Genomic DNA, 17913 nt, shown 5'->3' with positions numbered 1-17913 from the left:
CTGACACCTGGCGAAGTTCCCGGGCCGCGATCTGCACTGTTCCCCCCTGGGGGCGGGTGGTATCCCGGGTCGCGGTCGGGGTTGTCAGCGGCACGGTCCACAATGGTCCGCGTCAGATGCCCAACCTGGTACGTGAAGGAGCAGCAGCCGCGATGGCCCGCCGCAGCACGAAGACCCCGCCGCCGGACGATTTCGAGGAGAGGATCCTCGACATCGACGTCGTGGACGAAATGCAGGGCTCCTTCCTCGAGTACGCGTACTCGGTGATCTACTCCAGGGCCCTGCCGGACGCGCGCGACGGCATGAAGCCGGTGCACCGCCGCATCGTCTACCAGATGAACGAGATGGGGCTGCGCCCGGACCGCGGCTATGTGAAGTGCGCGCGCGTCGTCGGCGAGGTCATGGGCAAGCTGCACCCGCACGGCGACGCGTCGATCTACGACGCGCTCGTGCGCATGGCGCAGCCGTTCTCGATGCGTCTGCCGCTGGTCGACGGCCACGGCAACTTCGGCTCGCTGGGCAACGACGACCCGCCGGCCGCCATGCGGTACACCGAATGCCGGATGGCGGACGCCACCAGCCTGATGACAGAGTCGATCGACGAGGACACGGTCGACTTCCAGTCGAACTACGACGGCCAGGAGCGCGAGCCCGTCGCCCTCCCCGCCGCCTATCCGAACCTCCTGGTCAACGGCGCCTCCGGCATCGCGGTCGGCATGGCGACGAACATGCCGCCGCACAACCTCGGCGAGGTCGTCGCGGCGGCCCGTCACCTCATCAGACACCCGGGCGCCGACCTCGAGACGCTGATGCGCCACGTGCCCGGTCCCGACCTGCCGACGGGCGGCCGCATCGTCGGTCTCAGCGGCATCAGGGACGCGTACGAGTCCGGCCGGGGCACGTTCAAGATCCGCGCCACCGTGTCCGTGGAGAACGTCACCGCCCGCCGCAAGGGCCTGGTCGTCACGGAACTGCCCTTCACGGTCGGTCCGGAGAAGGTCGTCGCGAAGATCAAGGACCTCGTCGGCTCGAAGAAGCTCCAGGGCATCGCGGACGTCAAGGACCTCACCGACCGCCAGCACGGACTGCGTCTGGTGATCGAGGTCAAGAACGGCTTCATCCCGGAGGCCGTCCTGGAGCAGCTCTACAAGCTGACGCCGATGGAGGAGTCCTTCGGCATCAACAACGTCGCGCTGGTGGACGGGCAGCCGCTCACCCTCGGCCTGAAGGAACTGCTCGAGGTCTATCTCGACCACCGCTTCGACGTCGTCCGGCGGCGCAGCGAGTTCCGCCGCACCAAGCGGCGTGACCGGCTGCACCTGGTCGAGGGCCTGCTGGTGGCGCTCCTCGACATCGACGAGGTCATCCGCCTCATCCGCTCCAGTGACAACTCGGCGCAGGCGAAGGAGCGGCTGATCCAGCACTTCTCGCTCAGCGAGATCCAGACGCAGTACATCCTGGACACGCCGCTGCGCCGGCTCACCAAGTTCGACCGGATCGAGCTGGAGAGCGAGCGCGACCGGCTCACCGGAGAGATCGACGAACTGACGGGCATCCTCGACTCGGACGCCGAGCTGCGCAAGCTGGTCTCCTCCGAACTGGCAGCGGTGGCCAAGAAGTTCGGCACCCCACGACGCACCGTCCTGCTGGAGTCCGCGGGCACCCCGGCCCCCGCGGCGTCGCTGCAGGTCGCCGACGACCCGTGCCGCGTACTGATGTCGTCCACCGGCCTCCTCGCGCGTACGGCGACGGGCGAACCCCCGGCGGACGAGGGCGGCAGGCGCACCAAGCACGACTTGATCGTCTCCGCGGTGCTGACGACGCAGCGTGGCGAGGTGGGCGCGGTGACCTCGACCGGGCGGCTGCTGCGTCTCTCCGTGATTGATCTGCCCCAGCTCCCGGACACGGCGGCCGCCCCCAACCTCTCCGGCGGCGCCCCGGTCGCCGAGTTCCTGTCGCTGGAGGCCGACGAGACCGTCGTCTGCCTCACCAGTCTCGACGAGTCGTCGCCGGGCCTCGCGCTCGGCACGCGGCAGGGAGTGGTCAAGCGGGTGGTGCCGGACTACCCCTCCAACAAGGAGGAGCTGGAGGTCATCACCCTCAAGGAGGGCGACCGGATCGTCGGCGGCGTCGAGTTGCACACCGGCGAGGAGGACCTGGTCTTCATCACCTCCGACGCCCAGTTGCTGCGCTACCCCGCCTCGCAGGTACGTCCCCAGGGCCGTGCGGCGGGCGGTATGGCGGGCATCAAGCCGGCCGAGGGTGCGGAGGTCATCTCCTTCACCGCGGTGGATCCAGCGGGTGACGCGGTGGTGTTCACGATGGCCGGTTCGCACGGCACGCTGGACGATTCGGTGACCACGGTGAAGCTGACGCCGTTCGACCAGTATCCGCGCAAGGGCCGGGCCACCGGCGGTGTGCGCTGCCAGCGCTTCCTCAAGGGCGAGGACGTGCTGGTCCTGGCTTGGGCAGGTGCGGCTCCCGTCCGGGCCGCGCAGAAGAACGGCGCCCCGGCCGAGCTCCCGGAGCTCGACCCGCGGCGCGACGGCTCAGGCACCCCGCTCACGTCGCCGGTGGCGGCGCTCGCGGGACCGGCGAGCTAGTGCCGTGACCGGCAATGTTTGCCCGTAAGGGAGCGTCGTCCGGTGCTGGGGGCACCTCCCGTGCCCGGAGGGCTACGGGCGTGCGTGCTGGGCGGCGCGACAGGGCAAAGCTTGCCGGGAGGGGCAGTGGCTAGTAGCTGTCGCCGCTGATGTCGCTGTTGAAGGAGTCTTCGGACCGGTCGTCCGAAGGCTCCTTCGGTACGTACCGCAGGACACCCCACAGGCTGTGCTCATCCGGGACGTCGTCCGGGCCCGTGAGGCGCGCGGCGTCGAGTTCGCCCAGCAGCGTGTCGACGTTGATGCCCGACCCGATGAGTACCAGCTGGGTCTGCCGCTGCGTGTCGCCCGGGGGCCACGGCTGCGGATAGAACCGCAGGAAGCGCCCGACGGAGTGCACCGCGTACCGGTTGCGCGGATCGAGCGCTCCGAAGTCGACAAATCCCTTGATGCGGTAGAGCCCCTCGGGGCGTGAGTCGAGGAAGTCCAGCAGCCGGCGCGGATGGAGGGGCTCACCGGCGGTGAACGAGGCGGACTCGTAGGCGGCGTGCAGATGCCCGTCGTGGCTGCCGTCCCCGGCGGGATCGTGGCCTTCGTGATCGTCGTAGAGGTCCTCGAAGGACAGTTGCCCCACACGCTCCGTCCGCGGGCGCGGTTCGAAGAACAACTCCGCGTCCACCCGCCCATAGGACGCCCACATCACGGCGGCCCGCTCGGTCAGCGCGGTGATCTGCTCGCGCAGCCTGCGCTGCGCCGCCTCGTCGATGCGGTCCGCCTTGTTCAGCACGACGAGGTCGGCGACGGCGAGGTGCCGGTCGATCTCCGGGTGCCGTTCACGGGTCCGCTCGAACTCCGCCGCGTCGACGACCTCCACCAGGCCGCCGTACACGATGCGTTCGTTGTCGCTGGCGAGGAGCATTCGGACGAGTTCCTGGGGCTCCGCGAGACCGCTCGCCTCGATGACGATCACATCGAGCCCGGCGGCGGGCCGTGTGAGCTTGTCCAGGAAGACATCGAGTTCGCTCGCGTCGACGGCGCAGCACAGACAGCCGTTGCCCAAGGACACCGTGGAGTCGCCGAGCTGTCCGGCCACGGTCATGGCGTCGATCTCGATCGATCCGAAGTCGTTGACGATCGCGCCGATCCTGGTCCCCCGGCTGGTGCGCAGCAGATGGTTGAGCAAGGTCGTCTTGCCGGATCCCAGAAAGCCCGCGAGGACGACGACGGGGATCTGCGGCTTGCTCAAGACGGTACCTCCGGGGGCTGACGCGGGCGTGTGCCCCAGGATATGGGCCGGTCAGAACAGAGCCGGCAGCGGCTGGGGCGGTGGGGTCCCCACGTAACGGGCCGCCGGTCGGATGATCTTGGAGTCCTCCGCCTGCTCAAGGACGTTGGCGCTCCAGCCCACCACCCGCGCGGCGCAGAACGTCGGCGTGAACATCTCGCGCGGCAGCCCGCAGAGCTCCATGACGACTCCCGCGTAGAACTCGACGTTCGTGTGCAGCTCACGTCCCGGCTTCAATTCCGCGAGGATCGCCTCCACGCGTGACTCCACCTCGACGGCGAAGTCGACGAGCGGTCCCCCGAAGCTCTGTGCGATCCCGCGCAGCATCCGCGAGCGGGGGTCCTCCGTGCGGTAGACGGGGTGGCCGAATCCCATGATCCGCTCCCCCGCGAGGACGCGTTCCCTGATCCACGGGTCGATGCGGTCGGGGGTGCCGATGGCGTCGAGCGTGTCCAGGGCCCGGCTCGGCGCACCGCCGTGCAGCGGACCGGACAGCGCGCCGACGGCGCCCGTGAGGCACGCGACGACATCGGCTCCTGTGGAGGTGATCACCCGGGCGGTGAAGGTGGAGGCGTTGAATCCGTGGTCGACGGTCGAGATCAGATACTGCTCCACGGCGCGGGCACGGGCCGGCTCCGGCTCTTGACCGGTCAGCATGTAGAGGTAGTTGGCGGCGTACGGCAAGTCCTCGCGCGGCTCGACCGGCTCGAGCCCCTGCCCGAGGCGGTGCAGCGCGGTGAGCAGGGTCGGTACGGCGGCACAGGCGGCGAGCGCGTCCGCGCGGCGGCGCTCGGGGTCGAGGTCGTACACGGGGCGCATGCCCGCCGAGGCGCCCAGCAGGGACAGCGCCGTGCGAAGTCCGGCGAGCGGGCCGGAGGCGGAGCCGGCGCGCGCGATGGCGGGCAGTGCCTCCTTCACCTCCTCGGGGAGCTCGCGCAGCGAGGCGGTGTGCACGACGAAGGCCGCACGCTCGGCGGCGTCAGGCAGCCTGCCGTGGAACATCAGGTGCCAGACGTCCTCGAAGGTGCCACGCTCTGCCAGTTCGACGGCCGAGTACTGGCGGTAGTGGTAAAAGCCCTCACGTCCGCGGACGTCCCCGAGCGCGGTGTCGGTGACGACTACGCCGGCGAGTCCGCGCGGCACGGCCGGGTGTGCGGTGGGTGCGCTGATCGGCATGGTCCTGCCCTCCCTCTTCCTCCCTGCACTGTCCATGCTTGACTAGATCACTGTCAATGTTGATTGGATCAATATGGATAGGGTTTCTGTCATGACGGATCGCCCACCCACCGAGAGCCGGCCCACGGAACCGCGGCTCACGACCCGCGAGGCGGCCGAGCGTCTCGGGGTAAAGCCCGAGACGGTGTACGCGTACGTGAGCCGTGGCCAGCTGAGCAGCCGGCGCAGCGACAACGGCCGCGGCAGCACCTTCGACGCCGCCGAGGTCGACGCCCTCGCGCGCAAGGGCAGGCGGGACGCCCAACCCGCCGGCGACCTGGTGTTCCGCACCGGGATCACGCTCATCGAGCAGGACCGCTATTACTTCCGAGGGGTCGACGCCGTCGAACTCGCCGACCGGTACACGTACGAAGAGGTCGTGGGGTGGCTGCTGACCGGCCGCCTCGAGCCCGGCCGTCGTTTTGTCACCCCTCGCGAGCCCCTCGAAGCGGCCCGTGACGCGGTCCGCGCGCTGCCCGGACACGCCTCGACGATGGACCGGCTGCGCATCGCGGTCGTCGCCGCCTCCGCGACCGACCCGCTGCGTTTCGACCTCGACCCGGAGATGGTGGTGGGCACCGGCACCTGCCTCATCTCGACACTCGTCGACGCACTGCCCGTCGTGGGTCGCAGGAACCGGGGCGAGGGCCCGCTCGCCTGGCGGCTCTGGCCCCGTCTCACCGACCGGCCGGCCGACGAGGCGGTGCTCCGTGTCCTCGACAAGGCGCTGTGCCTGCTCATCGACCACGACCTCGCGGCGTCCACGCTGGCCGCCCGGGTCGCCGCGTCCGCCCGTGCCCATCCCTACGCCGTCGTCTCCGCCGGGCTCGGAGCACTGGAAGGGCCGCTGCACGGCGCAGCGAGCGGGCTCGCCCACCGGATGCTGACCGAGGTGCTCGAGCGGGGCGGCGCCGCACCCGTCGTGGCGGACCATCTGCGGGCGGGCCGCCGAGTGCCGGGGCTCGGCCACCGCCTCTACCCGGGCCAGGACCCGCGCGCCGAGGTGCTGTTCTCGGCCCTCGGGGACGTGCCGCAGGCGCAGTCGGCCCTCGCGGCCGCCCGGGACGTGGTCGACACGACCGCCCGCCACACCACGCTGCACGCCAATGTGGACCTGGCGCTCGCGGTGCTGTCGGTGGCGTCGGGGATGCCTGCCGATGCCGGGGAGACGGTCTTCGCGGTGGCGCGCACGGCGGGCTGGATCGCGCACGCGCTGGAGGAATACGCGGAGCGGCCGCTGCGCATGCGCCCCAGCGGCCAGTACAACGGGCCCCGCCCGCCACGGCCGTTGCCCTGAGCCGCGGCTCAACGGTTCGGCCGCGGCCGTCACGTCCGCAGCCACACCGCCGTGTCACGCGGCAGCCGGCCGCCGGCGTCCAACGGGCCGCTGGCGAGCAGCACACGAGCGGGCGCCGGAAGTTCGGCAGGCTGCTCGGCGAGGTTGACGACGCAGACCAGGCCGTCGGTACGGGCGAAGGCGAGCACCCCTTCCGCGGACGGCAGCCATTTCAGCGGTCCGTCGCCGAAGCCCGGCAGAGTACGGCGCAGCCGCACGGACTCCCGGTACAGCGCCAGCATCGAGCCGGGGTCGCCGGCCTGCCGGTCCGCCGCGTACATCGACCAGCCCTCGGGCTGCGGCAGCCACGGTTCGGTCCGTGAACCGAAGCCGCAGTGCGGCGCGTCGGCGTTCCACGGCAACGGGACCCGGCAGCCGTCCCGGCCCGGGTCCGCGCCGCCGGACCGGAAGTACATCGGATCCTGTGTCCGCTCCGGTGGGATCTCGGCCTCGGGAAGCCCGAGTTCCTCGCCCTGGTAGAGGTAGACCGCCCCGGGCAGCGCCAGCGTGAGCAGGGCCGCGGCCCTGGCCCGGCGGGTGCCGAGTGCCAGGTCGGTCGGAGTGCCGAACGCGATCTGCTTCTGCAGATCGCCCCACTTGAGCAATTGGGTCCTGCCCATGCTGTCGTCCTCCCAGCGCATGGCGTGGAGGTTCTCGGCGATCTGCTTGCCCAGGCCGTTGTTGAAGGCGGCTTTCTTGCCGCTCGCGTCGACGATGTCGCCGCCGAGGCTGTACATGTGGGCCGTGAAGTGCCAGCCGCCGGTGTTGGCCGCGCTGTACTCGCCGAACCCGGCGACGCCGTCACCGAGACCGGCGATCTTCTTGGCGGCGGTGCGTACCTCCTCCCATGTGCGGGGCGGGGAGTCGGGGTCGAGGCCGGCCTGTTCGAAGAGCTTTCGGTTGATCAGCAGCCCCATGGTGTAGTTGCTGATCGGCAGGCCGTAGAGCTTGCCCTCGTGCTTGAGGGAGCCCAGTACGTCCGGGGCGATGTCACCGAGGGCCGGGACGGTCTTCTCGGTGACGTACGGGGTGATGTCGGCGGCGCCGTCGTTGTCGAGCACCTGCTGCAGATCGGTGAAGTACGTGTAGAAGACGTCCGGTTGGGACTAGGCCTTCAGCATCGCCGTGAAGCGCGGGGGTTCCAGGCACTGGCCGGGGGTGGAGCGGCCGTCGATCTTGATGTTCGGATACGTCCTGTTGAACTCCGCGACGTCCTCGTTCCACTCCTTGAGTTCGGCCGCCTTGGCTGCCGGCGGCATGCAGTCGATCGTGAGCGTCAGCTTCGTCTTCGGGTCCAGTGGCGTGGACGGATCGGACGAACCGCCGTCGGCGTCCGGCTCGTTGTCGGTGCTGCTGCTCGTGCCGCAGGCAGTGAGGACGGTCAGGGCGAGCGCGGAGACGAGGGCGGTCGCTGCGGTACGGCGGGCGCTGCGGGTACGGCGGAGCCAGGCACTTCTCATCGACGGTCCCCTTCGGGCATGAGCGTGGAAGACCCGCGGCGACACGCTGCGGGGGCGCGGCACACTCAACCACCACGGATAGAGTCACGCAAGATGTCGCGCACGTTCCGCAAAAGTTTGGCAGTGGCTTGTCGCATGCCGGCTCCGGTGCGTCGGGGGACACCTTCCCCGGCCGCCAGGCCGGCCGTAGCGGAGAGTCTGAGGCCACCGCCCGAAGCCCGGTGGTCCGGGGCTTTGCCCCGGACCGGGAAGGGGGAGGGCGGGGAACGGCCCCGCAGGGCCACGCCCCGACATACCGCGGCGCGTGCGCTGCCAACCACTCAGCCCGTCCGGCGTTTGAGGACACCGTGCGAAGCGCGGTACGGGGTCGGGACGGCCCGGCGGGGTCGGGGCTGACCCGGTTCCGGGAAGTGGGGCTCCACGGCCGCCAGGCCGTAGGGGGGAAGTAGAGCAACGGCCCCCGGGGCCACGCTCCCGCCCCGACCTACCGCGGCGCCTGCGCCGTCGACCCGCGCACCACGAGCTCCGGCTCGAACAGCAGCTCCCCCGGCGGCACTTCCCCGCCCTGGATCTGCGCGGTCAGCAGCTCGACCGCCGCCCGCCCCATCGCCTCGATCGGCTGCCGCACGGTCGTCAACGGCGGCTCGGTGCAGTTCATGAAGGCCGAGTCGTCGAAGCCCACGACGGAGACGTCGCCGGGCACGCCGAGCCCCCGCCGGCGGGCGGCCCGTACCGCGCCCAGGGCCAGCGGGTCACTTGCGCAGATGATCCCGGTGACGCCGCGGTCCAGCAGCCGCGCGGTCGCCGCCTGGCCACCCTCCAGCGAGAACATCGAGCGCTCGACGAACTCGTCGGGCAGCCGGCCCCCCGCCGCCTCCGCGACCACGCGCGCGGCCGCCAGCTTTCGCCGCGAGGGCACGTGGTCGCCGGGGCCGAGGACGAGGCCGATGCGCTCGTGGCCGAGCGAGGCAAGGTGTCGCCAGGCCTGCTCGACGGCGACGGCGTCGTCGCAGGAGATGCAGGGGAAGTCGAGGCCGTCGATGGAGGCGTTGACGAGCACGACGGGGATTCTGCGTTCGGCCAGCAGCCGGTAGTGGTCGTGCGGGGCATCCGCCTGCGCGAACAAGCCTCCCGCGAAGACGACACCGGAGACCTGCTGCTGGAGCAGCAGTTCGACGTAGTCGGCCTCGGAGACGCCGCCCTTGGTCTGGGTGCACAGCACCGGGGTGAGGCCCTGCTGGGCCAGCGCGCCGCCGATCACTTCGGCGAAGGCCGGGAAGATCGGGTTCTGCAGCTCGGGCAGGACGAGTCCGACGAGCCGCGCGCGCTCGCCGCGCAGTTGCGTGGGGCGCTCGTAGCCGAGGACGTCGAGTGCTGTCAGTACGGACTGGCGGGTGGCCTCCGAGACACCGGGCTTGCCGTTGAGGACCCGGCTGACCGTGGCCTCGCTGACTCCCACCTTCTTCGCCACCTGAGCAAGTCGTCGCGTCATGCGCGCAAGACTAGCGCAAGCCATGCAAGCGGCTTGCGCCAGTCTCCGCAGCGCTCCGGTGCCCGGTCAGGGGTTGATATTGATCTTGAAGGTGGATGTGGTGTTCCTGATGTCCTGCGCGTTGTCGCCGAGCCTCAGCCCGTTGAAGGTGACCTCGCCGACCGCCGGTCCCTGGCCGGCCTCGGGCATCTCGTTCGCCCATATCCCGAAGCCGAACTTGGCCTCGTAGGCGTCACCGCTCTTGCGGGCGCCGGTGATCGAGATGTCGCTCAAGACGGTGTCCTTGATCGGGAACTCGGGCTGTCCTCCCTCGTACTTGGTCTGGAACATGATGCCGCTGTACGCGGGGTCGACGATGTCGACGTTGTTGACCCTGATCCCCTGGAACACCTTGTCCGCGGAGAACAGCCAGATGCCGGGGAAGGTCTGCGCGCCCCAGAAGTGGCCGCCCGCCCGGACGATCGACACGTTCTCGACCGTCGTCGGCTCCGTACCGAACCCGTTCATGGGATATCCGAAGTCCAGCGAACTGATCGTGACGCCCGAGTAGACGAGCGTGTCCGCGATGTGGATGTTGCGGAACGTGTTGTCGTAGCCGCCGTAGACGGCGATGCCCGCGGCGCGCCAGGTGAGGATCGAGGTCAGGTTCTCGTAGACGTTGTTCTTCATGTCCGCGCCACCGGCGTCGATTGCCGAGAACAGCGCGAAGCTGTCATCGCCCGAGGCCCGGGACTCGTTGTTGGTCACATGGTTGTCGGTTCGAGCCGTTGGTCATGTTGATGGCGTCGGCGAACATGTTTCGGATACGGGAGTTCTTGATCGTGACCCGGTCGGTGTTGGCCCCCGTAGACCTGGAACTTGCTGCTGGTCTGGTAGTCACCGGGGGGGCAGGTACACCCCGGCGAGCTTGCCCGTGGTGTCCATCCGCACCCTGTCCAGAGCGTCCTGCACGTCCTGGTGGGCGAATCCGGAGGGCACGGTGTAGGTCGCCGGGTCCGGGTTGGCGAGCGCGGCGACCTGTTCCAGGCTCACGAAGTCGATCGCGTACTGGGACGTGTTGGCCGCGTCCTTCTGCAGCCTGATCCTGCTGCCCGCCGGTACGGTCGAACCCAGCATGATGTGCGCCTCGTCGTAGATGTGACGCGGGGCTCCCTGTCCTGGGGAGTTGCCCGGGGAGGCCTCGGCGCCGTACAGCCAGGCGTACTTCGAGGTGAGGTCGATCGCCTTGCGGAAGGTCCCGTCGACGTAGACGTTCAGGGTGGCGTCGATGCCTCCGTCGCCCGGCGCGTCAGGGATGGAGAACCGGGTGACCAGGGTGTTGGTGCTCTGCCGGGTCGTGAACTCCACATAGTTCCCGGTGCTGTTGAGCGTGACGGCCTTGCGGCCGGACGCCTCGCCCGCGATGTCACCGACGGTCCGGTTGGGGCCGACGACCCGCGCGCCGCCGCCTGCTGCGCCGTCCTCGGCCTCGTACATGTCGTACGGCATGTCGGCTCCCCGGCCGACGAACAGCGGCTGCGTGCTGGTGTTGTTCTGCCGCTTGACCGGGAGCTCGTTGGCGTCGTCGGCCACGGTCACCTTGACGGTGTACGAGCCGTTGACCGCCGTCCAGGCGCCCAGGTTCACGGGCGCGGTCGTCGCACCGGCGGCGATGGTTCCGTTGTACGCGCCGGTCAGGGTTTTGACCGTGGCGCCCTGGGAGTCGATCAGGGCGAGCGCCAGACCATGGCTGCCGCCCGCGGAGGGCTGCGTGCCCTGGTTCCTGACGGCGACCGAAAACGTGACGTCGTCGCCGGCGGCCGGCGCGGACGGCGCCGTGGTCACCGCGGCCGCCATCAGTCCGAACTCGCGACGGGCTTCACCACCAGCGCGGACGGGCTGGTGGAGGTGTTGCTGGTCTCGTTCTGCTCGACGACCGCGCCCGCCTCGTCGGCGACCGCGCTGAGCTCGTACGTACCCGCGTCCCGCGCTCCGATGGGCGCGGTGACCGTGGTCTGCGCGCCGGCGGCCAGCGCGCCGACCTGGGCGGTGGCCACCTTGGTGCCGCCGAGGCGCAGTGCGACGGCGCTCGCGGGCGCGGCGGCGGGGCCGGTGTTGCGCAGGGTGGCCGACAGGGTGATCTCGTCCGACTCGACGGGCGAGGCGGGCGACGCCGTAACTCCGGTGACCACGAGGTCCGGGTTGGGCGCGGGGACACCGAACACCTGGAACTCCGCCACCTGACCGGCCGTCGCCCCGCTGTTGGAGGTGAACCTCAGCTGGACGTCCGCGACACGGGCCTCGACGGCCACGGTGACCGTGTTCCCGCTCGCCGGGCTGAAGGTGTAGTCCTTCCCCGCCACCAGGCCGGTGAAGGAGGACGCGTTCTGCTCGCGCCCGAGCACGTGGATGTTCTGGGTGCGGGTTCCCCAGCCGCTGTCCGGATTGAGCTTGAGGACGAGGCTGCTGAGGTCGGCGTTGGCGCCCAGCTTCACGGTGAGGGTGTTCGGGTAACTGCCTGCCGCGCCCTCCCAGTAGGTGGTGAGGCTGTTGTCGTTGGCGTTCTCGGCGACAAAGGTGTGGATCACGGAAGAAACACTGATCGGCTTGCCGACGGCGAGGTTGGAGACGGATCCCGTCGAGCCGTTGCGGGTGACGGAATTGCTGCCGCCTGACTCGTTGCCGGCGGCGTCCTTGGCACGCACGTGGTAGGTCACCGTGCTGGAGGCCGGCCGGCTGTCCGTGTAGGAGGTGACGTCGCCCGCCACGCTCTTGTGCAGGGCGTTGTTGGCGTAGATGTCGTAGCCGGTGACCGCGGTGTTGTCCGAGGAGGCGCCCCAGGTCAGCTTGATCTCTCCGGCGGCGGGCTCGGTGAACGACAGGTGCGCGGACACGGTGGGCGCCTGGGTGTCGCCGGTGGTCGCCTGGCGGGTCACCGTGTTGCTGTTCGGGGACTCGTTGCCGACGGCGTCCCTGGCCCGGACGTGGTAGGAGACGGTGACGTCCGCGGGACGGGTGTCCGTGTACGTGGTGACATCGCCCGCCACGCTGGTGAGCAGCCGGTTGTCGGCGTAGACGTCGTAGCCGGTGACCGCGGTGTTGTCCGTGGACGCCTTCCACGTCAGCGTTATCCGGCCCGTCGTGGGCTCGGTGTATGCCAGCTGGGCGGGGGCGCCGGGAGCCTGGGTGTCACCGGTTCCCGGCCCGTAGATCTCCAGCTCGGACAGCTGGGCCGCGGCCCGGCCGGTGTTGGCGGTGACGAGGACTCGCACATGACGCGTGGTGGTCGCGTCGAACGAGACCGTCGCCGAGTGGCCGCCGGCCGCCTCGAACACGTATCCCTTGGCCGCGGTGAGATCGGTGAAGCCGGAGCCGTTGGCGCTGCCCTGGATCTTCAGGGTCTGCGTCCTGGCCTCCCAGCCGTCCGGCAGCCGCAGCACGACGCGGTCGACACGCACGGACGAGCCGAGGTCGGCCTGGATCCACTGCGGCAGGGCGTTGTTGCGGCTCTCCCAGTAGGTCGCTGGTGATCACGGCGGAGAGGACCCGCCATCTCCAGCGTTGAGTCTCATCTGTCCCCGATCTTCGGTCCCGGGCTCTGGCAGCACCGGGGCGCGGATCTGTCGGTGTCTCGTGTCGGTATCGTGTTGGTGTCTCGATGCACCATGCTTTTATGCATCGATGGACCACATCTTTTGCGCTCTTCGATTCGACAATTGCAAAGCTGAATCGACCCGTCTACTGGCATGACGGCGTCAATCCTGACGCCCGCCCACCACTGGACCCCATGTGTCCGGTCGCATCAGCGGCTTTCTCCGCTCCTGTCGGAAAACTGAAAGTCGGCCGCAAGGACCGAAAGCGGTTTGCGTCATCGTGGAAATTTCGTAAAGCGGACCGCTCCGCTTACCGTTCCTAGGCATGAGTCCCGTACCGACCGCCCCCGCCCGGCGACGGCGGTTCGGCTGGCCGCAGCGGGTGTTCTCCCAGGTCCTGCTGATGCAGCTGGCGATCGTCACCGGTGTCACCGCACTGGTCACCGGCCTGTTCCTCGCCCCGCTCAGCGCCCAGCTCGACGACCAGGCGATGCGCCGCGCCCTCGCGATCGCGGAGACCACCGCCTCCCCGGAGCTCGCGGAGGACCTGACCGGCTCCCGCCCCACCGTCGACGGCCCCGTACAGGCCGAAGCCGAACGGATCAGGCAGGCCACCGGCGCCGAGTACATCGTCGTCATGGACGGCCGCGGCGTGCGCTGGTCCCACACCTCCCCGGCCCAGATCGGCCGTATCGTCTCCACCGACCCCAGCGAGGCGCTGGCCGGGCGGGATGTGATGGAGATCGACAGCGGCACCCTCGGCCGCTCGGCGCGCGGCAAGGTACCGCTGCGTGACACGGACGGCCGGATCGTCGGCGCGGTCTCCGTGGGCATCGAGTACGACAGCGTGCGGGCACGGCTGCTGGCGGCGATCCCGGAGCTGCTCGCCTACGCGGGCGGCGCACTGGCCGTCGGGGCACTCGCCGCCTACCTCATCTCCCGCAGACTCCAGCGGCAGACCCACGACCTCGCCTTCTCCGACATCTCCGCCCTGCTCGCCGAACGCGAGGCGATGCTCCACGGCATCAGGGAAGGCGTCGTGGCCCTCGACGCGGCCGGACGCATCAGACTGATGAACGACGAGGCCCAGCGGCTGCTCGGCCTCGGTCCGGAGGCCACCGGACAGGCGCTGGACGGGGTGCTCGGCCAGGGGCGCACCACGGATGTGCTCGCGGGCCGGGTGAGCGGCGACGACCTGCTGACGGTGCGGGGCAGCCGGGTGCTGATCGCCAACCGGATGCCGACCGACGACGGCGGTGCCGTCGCCACGCTGCGCGACCGCACCCAGCTGGAACAGCTCGGCCGGGAACTGGACTCCACCCGCGGGCTGATCGACGCCCTGCGCGCACAGGACCACGAGCACGCCAACCGCCTGCATACGCTGCTCGGGCTGCTGGAGCTGGAGATGCACCAGGAGGCGGTCGAATTCGTCACCGAAGTGGTCGGGGTGCACCGAGCGACTGCGGAGCAGGTCACCGAGAAGATCCACGACCCGCTGCTCGCGGCACTGCTCGTCGGCAAGGCGACGGTCGCCGCGGAGCGCGGCGTGTCGCTGCGTCTGGCTCCCGGGACGCTGCTGCCCGACCGCCTGGTGGATCCGCGCGGGCTGGTGACGGTGGTCGGCAACCTGGTGGACAACGCCCTGGACGCCGCCGCCGGGACGCAGGACCCGACGATCGAGATCGAGCTGAAGGCGCAGGGACGCACGGTGACCTTGCGGGTGGCGGACAGCGGCCCCGGCGTCCCGGCCGAACAGCGCGAGTTGATCTTCACGGACGGATGGACCACCAAGGAGCTGCCGCCTCACGGCAAGCGCGGCCTGGGCCTGCCCCTCGTGCGCAGGTTCGCCGAACGGCAGGGAGGCAGCGCAGCGGTGCACGAGTCAGCGGCCGGGGGCGCCGAGTTCTCCGTCGTACTGCCCGACGCCCTGACGGAGACCGGGGCGGCGGCGCACCGTCACGGCGACGGCCCCGAGCAGGATGTACGAGAGACCGGAGTGGTGGAGGCGGACGACATACGAGAGGCGCGGCAGACGCGATGATCGACGTACTCGTCGTGGACGACGACATCAGGGTCGCGGAGATCAACGCGGCGTATGTCGCCAAGGTGCCCGGTTTCCGGGTCGTGGCGCAGGCCCACTCGGCCGCGGAGGCGCTCGCCCGCATCTCGGAGGTGCCGGTCGATCTGATCCTGCTCGACCACTACCTGCCGGACGAGAACGGTCTCTCGGTCGTGCGCGAGCTGCGCAGGCTCGGCCACCAGACAGACGTGATCATGGTGACGGCGGCGAGGGACGTGGCGACCGTCCAGGCCGCGATGCGCCACGGCGCGCTCCAGTACCTGGTCAAGCCGTTCAACTTCGCCGGTCTGCGCGCCAAGCTGGAGGCGTACGCAACGCTTCGCCGCACCCTCGAAAGCGGTGGCGAGGCCGAACAGGCCGAGGTGGACCGGATCTTCGGCGCACTGTCGGCCGGCTCCGTGGCCCCCGAGCTGCCCAAGGGGCACTCCCCGACCACAGCCGAGGTCGTACGGCAGGTGCTGCTGGCCGCCGCGGGGCCGCTTTCGGCGCAGGAGATCGCGGAACGCGCGGGGGTGAGCCGGCAGACCGCCCAGCGCTATCTGAAGCTCCTGGAGCGGACGAACAGGGTGCGGCTGACTCTGAGATACGGCGAGACGGGCCGCCCGGAACACCGCTACGTGTGGGCGGCGAGCGCCTGACGGCCCCTTCGCCTCGGGCGCCGACACCGGCGGCGGGGCATCGGCTCACGGCTCGGGCCGGACAGCGCCGATTGGGTCAGACGGCGCCGGCTCCGGTCAGCGACCGCACCTCCGTCTCGGCGTGCTTCGCCGCATCCGGTGGCTCCGCCGAGGTGACCGTGCCGATCCAGCCGGCCAGGAAGCCCAGCGGGATGGAGACCAGCCCCGGGTTATCCAGCGGGAAGACATGGAAGTCCACACCGGGGAACAAGGCGCGTTCGCCGCCTGAGACGACGGGCGACAGGATCACCAGCAGGACGGCCGGGACGAGTCCTCCGTAGACCGACCAGACGGCGCCTCGGGTGGTGAAGTTCCGCCAGAACAACGAGTAGAGCAGGACGGGCAGATTGGCGGAGGCGGCGACCGCGAAGGCCAGCCCCACAAGGAACGCCACGTTCAGATCTCGGGCCAGCAGACCGAGCGCGATCGCGACCGCCCCGATTCCGGCCGCTGCGACCCGCGCGACCGCGACCTCGCTGTACTGCTTGTCGCCGGAGCACGCGTCGCCGCCTTCCCTGCCCGGTTCCACGGCGCCGACGGGCGCCGGGGCGGAACGCCGTCGCCGCAGCGAGGCGTACAGATCGTGGGCGACGGAGGCCGAGGAGGCCAGCGTGATCCCCGCGACGACGGCCAGGATCGTCGCGAACGCCACGGCGGCGACGACCGCGAACAGCACCGTGCCCCCGGTCGAGCCCGCTCCCCCGCCGAGGTCAAGGGCGAGCAGGGGCACCGCGGTGTTCCCCGCGGCGTTGGACGAACGAACTTCGTCTGTGCCGAGCACGGCGGCCGCTCCGAAGCCGAGCACGATCGTCATCAGGTAGAAGCTGCCGATGAGACCGATGGCCCAGACGACCGAGCGGCGGGCGGCCCGCGCGGTCGGCACCGTGTAGAAGCGCGACAGAATGTGCGGCAGTCCTGCCGTGCCGAGCACCAGTGCCAGGCCGAGGCTGATGAAGTCCAGGCGTGCGGTCCAGTCCCCGCCGTAGCGCAGACCCGGTGAGAGGAAGTCCTTGCCGTGGCCGCTGTGTGCGGCAGCGGAGTTGAGCAACTGGTTGAAGTCGCCGTGGAATCGCGCCAGCACCAGCAGGGTCAGGGTGATGGCGCCCGCCATCAGCAGCACGGCTTTCACGATCTGGATCCAGGTGGTGGCTCGCATCCCTCCGAACGAAACGTAGATCACCATCAGGGCGCCCACTCCGATGACGGTCCACGAGCGCGCGGCTTCGCTCGTCCCGCCCAGCAGCAGCGCGACCAGGCTCCCGGCTCCGACCATCTGCGCCACCAGATAGAGAACGGACACGGTGACCGAGGAAGTTCCCGCGGCGATCCGCACGGGCCGCTCGCTCATCCGCGCCGCGACGACGTCGGCGAGCGTGAACCTGCCGCAGTTGCGGACCAGTTCGGCGACGAGGAACAGCACGACCAGCCAGGCGACCAGGAAGCCGACGGAGTACAACATGCCGTCGTAGCCGTAGAGCGCGATGAGTCCCGAAATGCCGAGGAACGAGGCAGCCGACATGTAGTCACCGGCGATGGCGAACCCGTTCTCCATCGGCGAGAACAGCCGCCCACCCGCGTAGAACTCCTCTGCGGAGCCATGCCTGTTGCGGCTCACCCACGTGGTGATGCCGAGAGTGACCGCGATGAACGCGCAGAACAGCAGCAGTGCGAGCGCCTGATGGTCCCCGTTCAACGCCCGGCCCCCCTGGTCATCTCCTGGGTGTCCCAGCGCAGGTCGAGCGCCGCCCGGTCCCGGCGCAGCCTGGCATGGCGCACATACGCCCAGGTCAGCAGGAAGGTGGTGAGGAACTGGGCGAGGCCCGCGACCATCGCCACGTTCACCGCTCCGGCCACCGGCCTGGCCATCAGAGCCGGTGCGGTCGTCGCCGCGACGACATACGCCAGATACCAGACGAGAAAGGTGACCGACATGGGGACGACGAACCGCCGATAGCGGGCGCGCACCTCCTGGAAGGCGTCGCTGCGCTGCACCTGAAGGTAGATGTCCCCAGTGCTCGGCCCGGCGCCGGGCAGGTCTCCGGGGGCGGCCCGACCGCCGGGAGCAGGGGCTCCGGTGCTGTCCCGGTCGCTCCAGCCGGAGGCCAACGCGTCGTACCACGGGTCCTCGAGCCGCATTGGGACCGCGTCCCGGCCTGCCTGCTTGTCCACGCTCAACTCTCCTTGCCGACGAACCGT

9 protein-coding genes and 2 pseudogenes are annotated in these 17913 nt (G+C 70.1%); 4 read left to right on the top strand and 7 right to left on the bottom strand.

The window, feature by feature from the left end:
• Positions 1-152 precede the first annotated feature (152 nt).
• Complete coding sequence (locus tag ACIQ7Q_RS27160; RefSeq protein WP_403867393.1) at positions 153-2603, top strand: DNA topoisomerase (ATP-hydrolyzing) subunit A; 2451 nt, start codon at positions 153-155, stop codon at positions 2601-2603.
• Between the two features lie 130 nt (positions 2604-2733).
• On the opposite strand, the gene ACIQ7Q_RS27155 is transcribed toward ACIQ7Q_RS27160, so the two are convergent.
• Positions 2734-3846 (bottom strand): CobW family GTP-binding protein, encoded by a 1113-nt coding sequence (locus ACIQ7Q_RS27155; RefSeq protein WP_403867390.1) that lies wholly within the window; start codon positions 3844-3846, stop codon positions 2734-2736.
• Between the two features lie 51 nt (positions 3847-3897).
• On the bottom strand, positions 3898-5061 hold the full coding sequence (locus ACIQ7Q_RS27150) for a citrate synthase/methylcitrate synthase (RefSeq protein WP_403867387.1): 1164 nt from the start codon (positions 5059-5061) through the stop codon (positions 3898-3900).
• Between the two features lie 91 nt (positions 5062-5152).
• On the opposite strand from ACIQ7Q_RS27150, the gene ACIQ7Q_RS27145 reads away from it, so the two are divergent.
• Positions 5153-6397 (top strand): citrate synthase, encoded by a 1245-nt coding sequence (locus tag ACIQ7Q_RS27145; RefSeq protein WP_403867384.1) that lies wholly within the window; start codon positions 5153-5155, stop codon positions 6395-6397.
• A gap of 29 nt (positions 6398-6426) precedes the next feature.
• Here ACIQ7Q_RS27145 and ACIQ7Q_RS27140 read toward each other — a convergent pair.
• The 3 genes and pseudogenes from ACIQ7Q_RS27140 to ACIQ7Q_RS27130 all read right to left on the bottom strand — a co-directional run.
• Positions 6427-7896: pseudogene (locus ACIQ7Q_RS27140) on the bottom strand (extracellular solute-binding protein).
• A gap of 484 nt (positions 7897-8380) precedes the next feature.
• Positions 8381-9388 carry a LacI family DNA-binding transcriptional regulator gene (locus ACIQ7Q_RS27135; RefSeq protein ID WP_403867382.1) on the bottom strand — a complete coding sequence of 336 codons (1008 nt, stop codon included), beginning with the start codon at positions 9386-9388 and terminating at the stop codon, positions 8381-8383.
• A gap of 66 nt (positions 9389-9454) precedes the next feature.
• Positions 9455-12891 (bottom strand): annotated as a pseudogene (locus ACIQ7Q_RS27130) (CARDB domain-containing protein); the annotation flags it as partial.
• 394 nt (positions 12892-13285) lie between these two features.
• On the opposite strand from ACIQ7Q_RS27130, the gene ACIQ7Q_RS27125 reads away from it, so the two are divergent.
• Together ACIQ7Q_RS27125 and ACIQ7Q_RS27120 are read left to right on the top strand one after the other, a co-directional pair.
• Entirely contained in the window at positions 13286-15001 is a 1716-nt protein-coding gene (locus tag ACIQ7Q_RS27125) for an ATP-binding protein (RefSeq protein ID WP_403867379.1), read from the top strand.
• On the top strand, positions 14998-15678 hold the full coding sequence (locus tag ACIQ7Q_RS27120) for a response regulator (RefSeq protein ID WP_403867376.1): 681 nt from the start codon (positions 14998-15000) through the stop codon (positions 15676-15678). Before ACIQ7Q_RS27125 ends, ACIQ7Q_RS27120 begins: the two co-directional genes overlap by 4 nt.
• Positions 15679-15754: 76 nt before the next feature.
• Here ACIQ7Q_RS27120 and ACIQ7Q_RS27115 read toward each other — a convergent pair whose 3' ends face one another.
• Positions 15755-17410, bottom strand: a complete 1656-nt coding sequence (locus tag ACIQ7Q_RS27115) for a cation acetate symporter (protein WP_403867373.1) — start codon at positions 17408-17410, stop codon at positions 15755-15757.
• Positions 17407-17853 (bottom strand): DUF485 domain-containing protein, encoded by a 447-nt coding sequence (locus ACIQ7Q_RS27110; protein ID WP_403867736.1) that lies wholly within the window; start codon positions 17851-17853, stop codon positions 17407-17409. The genes ACIQ7Q_RS27115 and ACIQ7Q_RS27110 overlap by 4 nt, the downstream gene beginning before the upstream one ends.
• Positions 17854-17913: the final 60 nt, after the last annotated feature.

The organism is Streptomyces sp. NPDC096176 (assembly GCF_044763255.1).
In the GTDB taxonomy this organism is placed as follows: Bacteria; Actinomycetota; Actinomycetes; order Streptomycetales; family Streptomycetaceae; genus Streptomyces.
Note: the sequence above shows the minus strand (reverse complement) of the source record. Positions and strands in the feature narration are given on the sequence as shown.